At 38.4% G+C, this 14,437-nt stretch carries 13 protein-coding genes; 5 read left to right on the forward strand and 8 right to left on the reverse strand.

Features of this window, described 5'->3' with window-relative positions:
* Positions 1 to 2 precede the first annotated feature (2 nt).
* Both CWD90_RS00490 and CWD90_RS00495 read left to right on the forward strand, forming a co-directional pair.
* A complete protein-coding gene (locus tag CWD90_RS00490; RefSeq protein ID WP_103473969.1) occupies positions 3 to 1,007 on the forward strand; it encodes an AAA family ATPase in 1,005 nt (334 codons plus the stop codon).
* Positions 1,008 to 1,090: 83 nt separating this feature from the next.
* Positions 1,091 to 2,425, forward strand: a complete 1,335-nt coding sequence (locus tag CWD90_RS00495; protein ID WP_103473970.1) for a DUF58 domain-containing protein — start codon at positions 1,091 to 1,093, stop codon at positions 2,423 to 2,425.
* Between the two features lie 46 nt (positions 2,426 to 2,471).
* On the opposite strand, the gene CWD90_RS00500 is transcribed toward CWD90_RS00495, so the two are convergent.
* Entirely contained in the window at positions 2,472 to 2,879 is a 408-nt protein-coding gene (locus CWD90_RS00500) for a hypothetical protein (protein WP_103473971.1), read from the reverse strand.
* A 70-nt stretch (positions 2,880 to 2,949) separates the two neighbouring features.
* On the opposite strand from CWD90_RS00500, the gene CWD90_RS00505 reads away from it, so the two are divergent.
* Positions 2,950 to 3,174 (forward strand): DUF2007 domain-containing protein, encoded by a 225-nt coding sequence (locus tag CWD90_RS00505; protein WP_103473972.1) that lies wholly within the window; start codon positions 2,950 to 2,952, stop codon positions 3,172 to 3,174.
* A 315-nt stretch (positions 3,175 to 3,489) separates the two neighbouring features.
* Positions 3,490 to 5,220: a tetratricopeptide repeat protein gene (locus tag CWD90_RS00510; protein WP_103473973.1), complete on the forward strand. Its 1,731-nt coding sequence runs from the start codon at positions 3,490 to 3,492 to the stop codon at positions 5,218 to 5,220.
* 124 nt (positions 5,221 to 5,344) lie between these two features.
* On the opposite strand, the gene CWD90_RS00515 is transcribed toward CWD90_RS00510, so the two are convergent.
* The 5 genes from CWD90_RS00515 to CWD90_RS00535 form a co-directional block, all read right to left on the reverse strand.
* The gene (locus tag CWD90_RS00515) at positions 5,345 to 6,286 is read right to left on the reverse strand and encodes an NAD(P)H-dependent flavin oxidoreductase (RefSeq protein WP_103474222.1); all 942 of its coding nucleotides are present in this window, start codon (positions 6,284 to 6,286) and stop codon (positions 5,345 to 5,347) included.
* Positions 6,287 to 6,412: 126 nt separating this feature from the next.
* On the reverse strand, positions 6,413 to 7,651 hold the full coding sequence (gene mnmA / locus CWD90_RS00520) for a tRNA 2-thiouridine(34) synthase MnmA (RefSeq protein WP_262494937.1): 1,239 nt from the start codon (positions 7,649 to 7,651) through the stop codon (positions 6,413 to 6,415).
* A 727-nt stretch (positions 7,652 to 8,378) separates the two neighbouring features.
* Complete coding sequence (gene yidC, locus CWD90_RS00525; RefSeq protein ID WP_103473974.1) at positions 8,379 to 10,235, reverse strand: membrane protein insertase YidC; 1,857 nt, start codon at positions 10,233 to 10,235, stop codon at positions 8,379 to 8,381.
* A 121-nt stretch (positions 10,236 to 10,356) separates the two neighbouring features.
* A complete protein-coding gene (locus CWD90_RS00530; protein WP_103473975.1) occupies positions 10,357 to 11,982 on the reverse strand; it encodes a CTP synthase in 1,626 nt (541 codons plus the stop codon).
* Between the two features lie 60 nt (positions 11,983 to 12,042).
* Entirely contained in the window at positions 12,043 to 12,279 is a 237-nt protein-coding gene (locus tag CWD90_RS00535; protein WP_103474224.1) for a DUF3820 family protein, read from the reverse strand.
* 297 nt (positions 12,280 to 12,576) lie between these two features.
* Between CWD90_RS00535 and CWD90_RS00540 the strand changes: the two genes are divergently transcribed.
* Complete coding sequence (locus tag CWD90_RS00540) at positions 12,577 to 13,446, forward strand: hydroxypyruvate isomerase family protein (protein ID WP_103473976.1); 870 nt, start codon at positions 12,577 to 12,579, stop codon at positions 13,444 to 13,446.
* A gap of 67 nt (positions 13,447 to 13,513) precedes the next feature.
* Here CWD90_RS00540 and CWD90_RS00545 read toward each other — a convergent pair whose 3' ends face one another.
* A complete protein-coding gene (locus tag CWD90_RS00545; RefSeq protein ID WP_103473977.1) occupies positions 13,514 to 14,044 on the reverse strand; it encodes a DUF922 domain-containing protein in 531 nt (176 codons plus the stop codon).
* Positions 14,032 to 14,436 (reverse strand): OsmC family protein, encoded by a 405-nt coding sequence (locus tag CWD90_RS00550; protein WP_103473978.1) that lies wholly within the window; start codon positions 14,434 to 14,436, stop codon positions 14,032 to 14,034. The genes CWD90_RS00545 and CWD90_RS00550 overlap by 13 nt, the downstream gene beginning before the upstream one ends.
* Between the last annotated feature and the right edge of the window lies 1 nt (position 14,437).

Genomic DNA, 14,437 nt, shown 5'->3' on the forward strand with positions numbered 1-14,437 from the left:
GTATGGAAGAAATTCAGAACGAGGAAGACAACAATCCGTTGGAATTTGAAAATAGAATAGACCTAGGTCAGCTACAAACCTCTGTATCACAGATAAAATCAGAATTGGGGAAAGTGATCATTGGGCAACAAGACATGATCGAATTGCTAATTATATCTATCCTTGCCAACGGGCACTCCCTAATAGAAGGAGTTCCAGGAGTAGCCAAAACAGTTACAGCAAAACTTTTGGCAAAGACCATGGATGTTGGCTTTAGTAGGATACAGTTTACCCCAGACCTTATGCCGAGCGACATTTTGGGTACCTCTATTTTTAATGTTAAGACCTCCGAATTTGAGTTTAAAAAAGGACCTCTTTTTTCCAATATTATTTTAATCGATGAAATAAACCGTGCCCCTGCAAAAACGCAAGCGGCCCTTTTTGAAGCTATGGCAGAACGACAAATTACTATGGATGGCCTGACCTATGTAATGGAACCACCATTTTTGGTGTTCGCTACCCAAAATCCTATAGAACAAGAAGGTACTTATAGACTTCCCGAAGCACAATTGGATAGATTCCTATTTAAAATTAAAGTAAACTATCCATCCTTGGAAGAGGAGATACAAATATTGGAAAGCAAACATCGTCAAAAAAACAAAAACACTGAATCCCTAATAACTTCCGTACTTACAGCAAGGCAAATAGCCAGTTACCAAGATACTATAAAGGAAATAATAATAGAGGATAATTTAATGAAGTACATTGCTGGTATAGTCAACAATACACGTAACAATGCCAATCTATATCTCGGCGCCTCCCCTAGAGCCTCTATAGCTATAATGGACGCGTCCAAAGCACTGGCAGCCATTAGCGGACGTGATTTTGTGACCCCGGACGATATTAAAAAAGTAGCCACACCTATTTTAGGACACAGGGTCCTATTGACTCCGGAAAGGGAAATGGAAGGCCTTACCCCTGATAAAGTGATAAAACAAATTTTGGAGACCATCGAAATTCCTAGATAATTGGTCTATTTTTAATTTGACCATGTGTAAAGGAGAGTATCAAATGCAGTTAACAATGAGTTGATGCGTAGTATAAAAAATACATGAAAAAAATTTTCAAAAACGTTTATCTGGAAAAGCGATTTTTTATCGTGCTAGCAAGCCTGGTAATAGGTTTTTTGGTGTCTTTTATTGTTCCTAATATCCTGGGAGCTCTAAAATTATTGTATTATATTTTTCTCTTAATTTTTTTGGTTGATATTATTTTGACCTTTACCTCCAAAGGCGGAATAAATGCTGAACGTATAGTTCCAGAAAAACTCTCCAATGGTGACGAAAATGAAATTGAAATAAGCGTAATCAATTCATATTTGTTTCCGGTCGGTTTGAAAATTTTGGATGAAATTCCCCATCAATTTCAAAAGCGCGATTTTAGTATAATAACAAACCTTGGGAAAGGAAAGGAAAAAATATTCCGATATAACCTAAGGCCTACGGAAAGAGGGGTTTATTCTTTTGGAAATTTAAATCTCTTTGCCCGGTCCCCAATTGGATTGATTTCTAAGAAATACACTTTTGGCAACGCACGGGAGGTTCCGGTATACCCTTCATTTTTACAATTAAGGAAATACGATTTAATGGCCTTTACCAATAGATTGTTCGAATATGGTCTGAAGAAAATCCGGCGCATTGGCCATACCATGGAATTTGAACAAATTAAGGATTATGTTCAAGGGGATGATATTAGGAACATTAACTGGAAAGCTACCGCTAAAAAGAGCCAGTTAATGGTAAACCAGTATCAAGATGAAAAATCGCAACCCATATATTCTGTAATCGATAAAGGCAGGGTTATGAAAATGCCCTTTGATGGTCTCAGGCTTCTAGATTACGCCATCAACTCCACTCTGGTACTATCCAATATTGCCCTTAAAAAACAGGATAAGGCCGGAATGTTCGCCTTTAGTAAGAAGATTGAAAATCGGGTGGTCGCAGAAAGGCGTAGTTCCCAAATGAACCTTATTCTAGAAACCCTCTACAATTTAGATACTGATTTTGCAGAAAGTGACTTCAATCGCTTATATGCCGATATTAAGCGCACAATTAACCATAGAAGTCTATTATTACTCTATACCAATTTTGAGACCTTGGATGCCCTGCAGAGGCAACTTCCCTACCTACAAGCCATTGCCAAGCAACATTTATTAGTGGTTATTTTCTTTGAAAACACCGAACTGACCAAGTTTGTAGATGAAAAAGCCGAGACTATCCATCAAATATTTGAAAAAACTATTGCTGAGAAGTTTGTTTATGAAAAGAAGCTTATCGTGAACGAATTAAGGAAATACGGTATTCAGACTATCCTGACGAAGCCGGAGAATCTTACTTTAAACACCATCAACAAATATTTGGAAATAAAAGCACGGGGATTGATCTAAAACATTGTAGGCCTAACTGTTCAGGCTATTGCAGGTATTTCTATAATCATTGCTCCCTATATACCGCCTTCCTATTAGATAAGCTAAACAACAACTCCTTGTTTCTTCTATGTTTTCTCTCTGAAAAAATATCAATGGTAATGCCAACAGTTACCCCACCCATTATTGTGGCAGTAAGGTCTCTATTGTCCCAGCCATTATAAATATGCTCATCATAGGCTTCTTTGGCCAAACCCGCCATTAAACTTGATGCTAATGCTCCTGCAATTCTCCAATACCGGTTTCCACCAGAGATACGATCCGCTATATCGGCACCAATAGCCCCGCTCATGGCACCAGCTGCAAAATGTTTCACCTTATCCTCCTGCAGTTGTGCACGAATTGGTAAGGCTGAAAAAGAAATGAGAATACTTAGAATTATTCCTTTCATGGAGCGCAAAGATACTAAGGCCATTATGATTACCTTTAATTTATAGGCTTAAAGAATTAATGTATCTTTCTGCATATCATTAATAGCTAAGCCTATGAATTCCAATTACACCAAGATATTTTCCGGCAATTTTATAGTATCACAAACAATTGTAAATCAACTTAGGGAAATTGGTATAATACCCGTGATCAAGGACGAATCGGAATCCGGACGATTGGCAGGTTTTGGTTCGCCCATGCAGGGAGATCAGGAGATATATGTCAATATTGATGAGTTGGAAAAAGCACAGGGTATAGTGCAAAAAGTTATTGGAGCATAAAAGGAAGCCGGCCATTAGATTACCTTTAACAATTCAAAAACAATTGACAATAAATAATATTAAACCCCTCCTTTGTCTAAAAACACCATACAAACTATTTTTACGCTAGCATAACTCCCTAGGATTCACTACTTTTAGATGTATTAAAAATCCGTTTTTCTTCCCCCACAATTGGCGTTTATAAATTCTCCCGTTGCAATTTAGCTGTTTACTATTGAGAATCTTAGCAATTCTATATTCCAACATAGGTAAACTTCACTAACACACTTAATATTTCAAATAAAGGATTAAACATCAATATAAAAATTCGACCTCATGAAAACAAAATTGAGTCTCTTGATAATAGCTCTAGCGCTATTGCCTCTTGTTTATTACTGGACACCCGAACCTACACCAGAGGTTTTGGAAGTAACACAGGAAGCTAGTTTTTACTCCATGAAATGTACCGTTGCCAAATTCCTATTGAGCAATGTAGATACCACCCAACAAATTGCACCACTGTTTGAGAACCTTGGAAATTTACATTTCGGTATAAGCACCAAAGACCAAAAGGCCCAAACTTATTTTGATCAGGGCTTAAAGCTTACTTATGCCTTTAACCATGCCGAAGCTCATCGCTCATTTATGGAGGCCTCCAGACTTGACCCCAAGGCTGCAATGGCCTTTTGGGGACAGGCATATGCCTTAGGCCCCAACATTAATGACCCCATGCCAGATGATGAGCGTAGGACAAAATCTTACGAAGCACTTAACAAGGCCAGAAATAAGGCCCAAAATGCTACTCCAAAAGAAAAGGCTTTAATAGAAGCATTATCCCATAGATATAGTGATGACTTAACTAAGGATATACCTACATTAAATATGGCCTACATGAATGCCATGGAAAAGGTAGTGAGTAAATTCCCGGAGGATGCAGATGTACAAACCTTATATGCGGCATCTGTAATGAACACTATGCCCTGGAAATATTGGGACAATATCGGTAACCCAGCTCCCAATACGCTAAAGGGAAAAGCCGCCTTGGAGCGTGCCATGGTCCTGAATCCTGACCATCCAGGTGCACATCATTATTATATCCATATGGTGGAACTTCCTAAACCGGACCTCGCCATTCCCAGTGCGGATAAACTTGGGTCCCTAATGCCCGCAGCAGGCCATATTGTACATATGCCATCACATATTTATATTAGGGTTGGCAGGTATGATGATGCCGTAAAGGCAAATCAGGCCGCTATTTTGGCTGATGAGGATTATATTTCCCAATGTTATTCACAGGGTATGTACCCATTAGGGTATTATCCTCATAATTTACACTTTCTATGGTCTGCCGCTACGCTTTTGGGGAATAGTGATATTGCCATTGACGCGGCCAAAAAAACCGCAGAAAAAGTCCCTATTGGCGAGATGATAACTATGCCATTTCTACAAGATTTCGCCTCCACACCACTTTTGGCCTATACACGGTTTGGAAAATGGAATGAAATTTTGACGATACCTTATCCTGGCGATGATTATAGACACCTAAAACTTATATGGCACTATGCAAGAGGCATTGCCTTTATAAGAAAAAATAACATAAAAGAAGCCAAGGAAGAGCTAGAAGCCCTTACCTTAATGAAGAACGACCCAGAATTGGAAACTGTAGCTGCCAATTATACCAATCCAACGTCAGTTATTGCTCAGATTGCCCATTCCGTTGTTTCAGGTGAGATTGCCGCCGCCGAAGGCAACTTAGCAAAAGCCGTGGAGCACCTTTCAAAGGCCATTTACCTGGAAGACCATTTAATTTACAGCGAGCCTACTGCATGGCATATACCAGTAAGACAGACATTGGGTGCCGTCTTAGTTAAAGCCGAAAAATTTTCAGAGGCGGAAAAATTATATAAGGAGGACCTGGAGGTACTCCGTCAGAACGGCTGGTCTTTAATGGGTTTACACCAAAGCCTAATGGGGCAAGGTAAATTGGAGGAAGCTAAAATGATCAAACAAGAATTTGATACCGCATGGAAACATGCGGATATAAAGATATCAACCTCTATTTTATAACAGTATATATAAGAAGTATAATACTAATAGGAGGAACACTTCAAACCAAATGTGTATTCCAAAGGCTTTTCCCTATGGAGTTTTGGGACCTGAATTTAATGAAATTCATTATTTGGCATCAATTTTACAAACGCCCCACTTCAGCCTTTGCCTCTGTAAATTCCTTCATTAGATCGGAAACAATTTGGGCAGCAGGTTTAATATCATGGATAATTGCGGCAACTTGGCCTATTTCCAATTCCCCTTCCTCCAAATCACCCTCGAACATACCTCTTTTGGCACGGGCGCGGCCTAATAGGGTTTTAAGTTCTTCCACAGTAGCACAAGCGGCATAGGCTTGCTCTATGTCCTTATAGAATTTGTTTTTTATTAAACGTACCGGAGCCAATTCCTTCAACGTCAATTGGGTTGCCCCTTCCCCAGCCTCTACCACTCTTTGTTTAAATAAGGTATGGGATGACGCTTCTTTACTGGCTACAAAACGACTGCCGACCTGAACCCCATCGGCCCCCAAAACCATAACGGCCAACATTGCCCTCCCAGTAGCAATACCGCCGGCTGCTATTAAAGGAATACTTATTTTTTCTTTTACCGCAGGAATTAATGTCAATGTAGTAGTTTCATCCCTTCCATTATGTCCGCCTGCCTCAAAACCTTCAGCTACAATGGCATCCACCCCAGCCTCCTCAGCTTTATGGGCAAATTTCACACTACTCACCACGTGAACTACAATAATCCCTTTTTCTTTTAAAAAGGCCGTCCAGGTTTTTGGATTGCCTGCCGAAGTAAAAACTATCTTCACATCCAATTCCACAATAATATCCATTAGTTTCTCTATATCCGGATAGAGCATTGGCACATTTACCGCAAAGGGCCTCTTAGTGGCCAACTTACACTTCTCTATATGTTCACGTAGCACCTCAGGATACATGGAACCTGCTCCTATAATACCCAAGCCTCCTGCATTTGAAACGGCTGAAGCAAGGCGCCATCCACTGGCCCAAACCATTCCAGCTTGAATTATTGGATATTCAATTCCAAAAAGATCGGTAATTCTATTTTGCATAAATACCATATCTATTTCCGGACGTTCTAAAATTTAATGACAGTCCAGAAATGTTCGTTTGTTGGTTATTACCAGGTATCAAACTTTACCTAATTGATGCATCAAGTTTATATAAGCTCACTGCTGTTATGAGATCACCCCTGAACCCACCAATTCTTCTCCAATGTACCAGGCCACAAATTGACCTTCTGTAATGGCCGATTGCATTTCTTCAAAATCGACATACAAACCGGCATCTACTCTATATAAGGTTGCTTTCTGCAAAGGTTGCCTATACCTTATCCTGGCCATGACACCCAAACTCTGGTCCACTTCCAAGGCCAAATCGGTACGTACCCAATGTAGTTCGTCATTATTTACAAATAAGGTCCTCCTATAAAGTCCTGGGTGACTTTTGCCTTGACCAGTGTAAATTACATTTTGGTCCACATCGGTCTCTATAACGAACAAGGGTTCTTTGGTACCACCAACATCCAATCCTTTACGTTGTCCTTTAGTAAAGTAATGGGCTCCTTGATGTTCCCCTACCACCTTACCATCCGTTAGGTTATAATGTGGCTTTTCTGCAAAAAAGGCCAATTCCTCCAATTTGGAATTAAATTCCGGAACATAATGAGCGTATTGCTCCAATATGGCGGGCACCTCAACGATAACACCCTTTTTTGGTTTAAGCTTTTGTTGTAAAAATTCTGGCAAGCGAACTTTTCCTATAAAACAAAGACCTTGGGAGTCTTTTTTATCAGCAGTGATCAAATCATTTTCCGCGGCTATCTTTCGCACTTCAGGTTTTAACAATTCTCCAATAGGGAATAAGGTTTTGGAAAGCTGCTCCTGGGAAAGCTGACATAAAAAATAGGACTGGTCCTTATTTCCATCAGCACCGGCCAACAATTGATAGGTTTCCGTCCCATCTTCATTTTTGATAATACCTTTTCTACAGTAATGTCCAGTAGCCACGTAGTCCGCCCCGAGCTGCATGGCTATTTTCATAAACACGTCAAACTTAATTTCGCGATTGCAAAGCACATCGGGATTGGGAGTCCTACCTTTTTCATACTCCCTAAACATATAATCCACAATACGTTCCTTATACTGGGCACTTAAATCCACAGTCTGAAAAGGTATTCCTAACTTCTCAGCAACAATAAGGGCATCATTACTATCTTCCAACCATGGACATTCTTTAGAAATGGTAACGGAATCGTCATGCCAGTTCTTCATAAACAAGCCTATAACCTCATATCCCTGCTCCTTTAATAGATATGCCGTAACACTGGAATCCACACCGCCGGAAAGTCCGACAACCACCTTTTTCATACGTTTAAATCTTCTTTTATTTACTGTATCCCCTTGGTCGTCTTTCACCAAGAACGACTTACAAATAGTATGCAAAAATACAAAATTGGAATTTGGTTACTTTAAAAATATAACTCAATAAGAACCAAGCAAAGATTCCAGTTTTCAGCTACTCATAAAATTATTCTTTTTAGGATATGGTTAAAAACTCAACTTGACATCGGATATCCTTTAAGGGCTACAAGCTGTTAAATAGAGCATATACTCAGTCCTAAAAAAGCAAGAATTCGATTGATTAAAATCGCTAAACAACAAAAGCAGCTACTTTAGCATACTAAAAAGACTCCTTTACAACTATTAGTTTTATACAGTTTAAAAAAATACAATCTTTGGAGACCCAAAACTTACCAAACTAAACCAAATCAATGCTAAAAACCCCGACCAAATGGCCGGGGTTTTTGTTTTTAAACTTTCCCTACAGCTATCAATCCTAGATTAGGATAAATTATTCTATTTATAGGTAGTCAACTATATTAAATTAGTGATACTTGAATAATTCATATGCCCATTTAAAAATTCAACCTTTATCCAAATATTCTTTCCTATTAATAGGATTTAGGATTATACATATCCTAGACTTAGGATAAAAAAAGTTAAAGCACAGATTGGTCGGACAATTAAATTTAAGAACACAACTATTTTTCCTGAGAACCAATGTAGACCCGCAAATATCCTCCAAAAAAAAAGTGCTTGAAAAAATTCAAGCACTTTAATTATTCGGAAGGCAAGTTTTGATTTATTTTTTACCTATTTTTTTTTGTTCCTCTGCCTGTTCCATCATCTCCCTCATCTTCTTCTGAAACTTGTTTTCCTTTTTAGGCTTTTTCTTATTCTCTTGGATCTGAGCATGGATCTTGTCCTCGTCCAATATAAATTTCTTAATGGCCAACATAATAAAAATGGTAATCAAGTTAGATACAAAATAGTATAAACTAAGTCCACTGGCATAGTTATTAAAGAAAACCAACATCATTAAAGGAGACAAGTACATGATAAATTTCATATTTGGCATACCTGGCTGCGTCTGCATATTTTGACCAGTGGTCATCATCATATAAAAGAAAATGGCGACGGACGCTAAGATGGGAAACAAACTAACATGATCTCCATAAAATGGAATATTAAATGGCAATTGTGCGATAGCATCATAGGAAGAAAGGTCATCTGCCCATAAGAACGGTTTTTGCCTTAATGCAAAGGAAGTCGGAAAAAACATAAACAAGGCATAGAAAATTGGCATCTGCAGCACTGCAGGCACACAACCACTCATGGGGCTAACGCCAGCCTTGTTATACAATTTCATGGTTTCCTGTTGCTTTTTCATAGCATTGTCCTTAAACTTCTCGTTAAGCTCAGTAATTTCAGGCTTCAACACCTTCATTTTGGCTTGGGACAAATAGGACTTGTAGGTTGCAGGTGACATTATTAACCTTACCAAAATAGTCATGACCACAATTGCAATTCCGAAAGGCAAGAATGAACTTAGGAAAGTGTATACTGGAGTAAATATGTACCTATTGATCCATCCAAAAATCCCCCAACCAAAAGGAATGGAATCATCCAGACCTAATTCCTTGTATTGCGCTAAAACCTTGACATCTGTTGGGCCGTAGTACCAATTAAAATTATAGGCCAACTCCCCACCTTCCAATTTCAAAGGCACTTCTGAGGCAAACTCCTTGGTAAATTGTTGGGTATGACTTTCCTCTTCAACCAAATTAATGGAGTTCAACTTGGCAGTTTCAAATTTATTGGCATAGGTAAGAATAGAACTAAAGAAATGTTGTCTGTAGGATATCCATTTTATATCTACTTCCGTTTCCTCATCTTCACTACCTTCTGAAAGCTTACTAATTTTATCATCCTCGTGATTGTAAGTAACCCTAGTATATCTATTTTCATACTGAATACTTTTGGAGTGTCGAATTGTCTTCAATTTCCAATCCAAATCAACAGGCTTAGAACTATTAAGTATTCCGTTTAAACCTTGGGAGCGCACTGTAAAACCAATTAGGTATTGATTGGGTTTCACTTCATATCTATACTCCAAGAATTTATCCGAGGCCACTTTTGCCTTCATGGAAAGCACCTGATTTTCCCCAGATTTCGTAAGTGACGGCTCAAAATAAAGGTCATTCGTATTTAGAACGCGATTGTCCGAAGTGCTAAAATTAAGTGCAAAATTGGCATTGCCATCCTTAATTAGATAAACCGGAACAGAATCATAAGTAACATAACCCTTCATTCTTGCCTCAACAATCTGACCTCCTTTGTTGCTTATTTCCAAATAAACCACATCATTTTCCAAAACTGTAGTCCCTTCGGTAGGAGCTGTATAGCCAAATGCGCCAATTGCACTTTTATAACTTGCAACAGCCGTTGAATCTTGCAGATCGATAGCCTTGGGTTGAGTAACTTCTTGTTTAACCGCATTGGCCTTTTGCATTTCTGCAGCCTCTACCTGTTCTTGTTTCGCTTTCTGCGCTTCCAGCTCTTCTGGTGTTGGCTGGTTCTGCCAAAACATAAAAATAAGAATACCAAAAATCAGTACAAAGCCGATTATGGTATTAATATCCAATTTCTTTTCCTCCATCTAAAGTTTAATTTAAAAATATTCTCGGCAGGGATTCAATCAATTTCTTCGTTCCCAACAGATTAAAAACAGCATGCAAATATATGCCCAATCAGGCTATTCCTGTCAAACTGGCACTAATTTATTGCTTTCCTTCCTTTTGGTGTTTTAATGCTGCTTTTACAAATCCTACAAATAACGGATGCGGATTGTCTACCGTACTCTTATATTCAGGGTGATATTGCACACCTATAAACCACGGGTGTGAAGGAATCTCTACTATTTCTACCAATCCTGTTTCCTTATTTACACCAGAAGCTACTAGACCAGCTTCCTCCAGTTGTTTTTTATAGCTGTTGTTAAACTCATAACGGTGACGGTGGCGCTCTGAAATTTCGGAAGCCCCATGATAGATTTTTTGCACCAAACTCCCCTTTTTTAAATCACAGGCCCATGCACCTAATCGCATAGTTCCTCCCTTATTTATGATGTTTTTCTGTTCCTCCATAATACTGATGACAGGATCAGGGGTGTTTTCATCCATCTCTGTGGAATTGGCATTTTTTAAACCAAGTACATTTCTGGAATATTCTATTACAGCCATTTGCATTCCCAAACATATACCCAAAAATGGAATTTCATTTTCACGGGCAAATTGGACCGCTTTAATCTTTCCTTCTATACCTCTCTCCCCAAACCCGGGTGCTACAAGAATACCATCCAAACCTTGCATCTTTTTTTCCACATTCTTGGCCGTAAGATGTTCGGAATGAATCGATTTAACTTTTACTTTCACATGGTTTACAGAACCCGCATGGATAAAAGATTCCAAAATGGATTTATAGGAATCCTGCAATTCCACATACTTGCCTATAAGTCCTACGGTTACTTCATTTTTAGGATTTTTGTGCCATTGCAAAAATTGATTCCATTTCGTAAGATCAGGAACCACATCATCCGGTAGCGCTAATTTTTTTAAGGTTACAGTATCCAGACCTTCTTCTTGCATTAAGATGGGCACATCATATATGGTGGATGCATCTATGGATTGTATCACCGCTTCCCTTTTTACATTGCAAAAAAGAGCGAGTTTATCTTTTAATTCATCTGGAATTTCATGCTCGGTCCTACAGACCAAAATATCTGCCTTTATGCCACTTTCCATTAAGGTCTTAACAGAATGTTGGGTCGGTTTTGTCTTTAATTCGCCCGCAGCTGAAAGATAGGGCACCAAGGTTAAATGAATTACAATTCCATTATTATCGCCCAACTCCCATAGCAACTGGCGCACAGCTTCTATATATGGCAATGATTCTATATCACCTACTGTACCACCAATTTCGGTAATTACAATGTCGTAATCCCCACTTTTTCCCAATAATTGGATACGTTCTTTTATTTCATTTGTAATATGGGGTACCACTTGAACCGTTTTTCCTAAAAATTCACCTCTACGTTCCTTTTCAATAACACTTTGGTAAATTCTTCCTGTGGTAACATTATTTGCCTGTGACGTCCTAACATTTAAAAAACGTTCGTAATGCCCCAAGTCCAAATCGGTTTCCGCACCATCATCGGTTACATAACATTCACCATGCTCATAGGGATTTAATGTTCCCGGATCAACATTGATATAAGGGTCTAATTTTTGGATAGTAGTTCTATAACCTCGAGCCTGTAATAATTTGGCAAGAGAGGCTGCTATAATCCCCTTTCCTAGGGATGAAGTAACCCCACCGGTTACAAAAATATATTTAGTCTGTGACATGAAGCGTTAGGTTGAATTCGTAACGCGAGCAAAAATACGAATTGCTATAACAATTAACTGCTAATATTGAGGAAAATCTTTTTGAATCTTTCTAATTAACCCCTCTAGTCCGTTAATTTTAATTTCCAACATGGATCTTAACAAATTTCCGAGTTTTCCCTCTGGAAATCCACTTTGTTGAAACCAAATCAGGTATGGTTCGGGAAGTTCCACCAAATACCTTCCCTTAAACTTCCCAAATGGCATTCTATAATGTGCCAATTCTATTAATTGCCTTTTATCCGGAACTACATTCATATTCAAGAATCTATCCAAATATACCATCTTCGGGTCGGCTTCCCAATTATTTGACCAAAATCTACTCCCCCATTTAAACCTTAATGTTTTGAACATTCTATTTCTAAATTGCGTAATTTTAATTGAAATCACTTATCTTTATACATGTACTTTTTACACTTATAACCAAACAACCCGAAATATGCCTTATTATTAGAATTAGGGCTATAAAATTTAATCTACCCTACAACCTTGACAATATGACCAAAAGGGGTAGCGGAAAACAGCTCATAACTTTGAACACATACAATTAAACCAATGAAAAGAAGAACATTTATAGGAACATCAGCGGCCGCATCTGTGGGCTTGCTGGCTTGCAAAAATGGAAATGCAATGGAATCAAATAAAGAAAAAGTGGCAAAGCTACAAAATAACATTAATCACAGCGTTTGCTATTGGTGTTATGGTAGCATCCCTCTTGAAGATTTTCTAAAATCATTAAATGACTTGGGAATACAAAGTATAGATCTTATTGGCCCTAAAGACTGGCCGTTACTTAAAAAGTACAATATTAACTCTTCCATGTGCAACGGGGCAGAAATTAGCCTTACGGAAGGCTGGAGCGACCCTAAGTACCATGAAACCTTGATCAAAAATTACACAGATATGATTCCCAAAGTGGCAGAAGCTGGCTACACCAATCTTATCTGCTTTAGTGGCAATCGGAGGGGAATGGATGATGCTGTTGGTCTGCAAAATTGTGTAGACGGATTAAAACAGATTATGCCCTTGGCTGAAAAACACGGGGTAGTAATACAAATGGAGTTGCTTAATTCTAAAGTGAACCATGAAGATTATATGTGCGACCACACTGAATGGGGTGTGGAATTGTGCAAAAAATTGGGGTCCAATAATTTTAAATTATTATATGATATCTACCATATGCAAATAATGGAAGGTGATATTATTAGGAACATTCAAGATTTCAATGAGTATTTTGGACACTACCACACTGGCGGAAACCCTGGACGCAATGAAATTAATGAAACTCAGGAACTATATTACCCTGCTATCATGAAGGCTATTTTGGCTACTGGATATAAAGGACATGTGGCACAAGAATTTATACCTACTTGGGACGATAAAATTGCAGCCCTACAAGAAGGGGTTACCATTTGTGACGTATAACAGAATGTCAATCTAGAATCTTAAAGAAGATATTGATCTAAAAGGAGACTTTTTAAAAAGTCTCCTTTTAATTGTTTAAGGCTTTTTTGATTCTTTTATTCCAAATTAATTGCTGAACCGTATCCCTTGAATAATTGGTTTCCGAATCGTATTTATTTTGAAAATCATTTAATTCCTTAAGGACATTTCTATATATCACTTTCACCTGTGATTTTGCATTTTTATTGAATTTGGCCTTTGCCAATTCTTGCCTCATTTTACGGGCGTAAACTTCGGTGATATCAAAATGCAATTGTTCATGACTTAAAACAGTTGAATTGGTAAGTTTGTGTTTATACCAAGATTTGTTGGGATAAAAATGACAGCTTACCGTGAAATCGAGTTCCATTTTATCCGCGGTTCCTTGAGCAGAAAAACTGTAGGTAATTCCACTTGCCGTAATGGCAGCGGCATTGGAAATATTGGATGGCTTGCCCTTAAAATCGGCCCAAGTCAATTTTTTACCGGGTTGCCATTCAATAATCTCCTCCTCTTGACCAAACCCCAAGTTGAGCATGAGGCCTATAGCAAAAACAAGTATTGTCTTTAAAGTTCCCATTGAAAAGTGATATTTTTTACTATATCCGGGTGCAAGCTGTAATGTACCGGACAGGAACGTGCAGAATGCTCTAAAATTTTCCTATGTTTATCGGAGATGATTTGGGGCATTTGGAATTTAACATCGATCCTAGAAATACGTCTCGGTTCAGTCTCCATATACTTGGTGACCTCTGCAGTAGAATTCTCGAGATTTAATTCCAAATTCCTAGCCTTTATTCCCATAACAGAGAACATGCAACTAGCCAAGCCGGTAGCTACGGTGTCCGTTGGGGAAAATGCTTCCCCCAGTCCATGATTGTCCAATGGAGCATCGGTAATAAATGCATTGCCCGATCTAATATGTTCACAATTGGTTCTAAGTCCGCCAATATAGGTCACTTTAGAGGTCATC

This window comes from Arenibacter catalasegens (genome assembly GCF_002909235.1).
In the GTDB taxonomy this organism is placed as follows: Bacteria; Bacteroidota; Bacteroidia; order Flavobacteriales; family Flavobacteriaceae; genus Arenibacter; species Arenibacter catalasegens.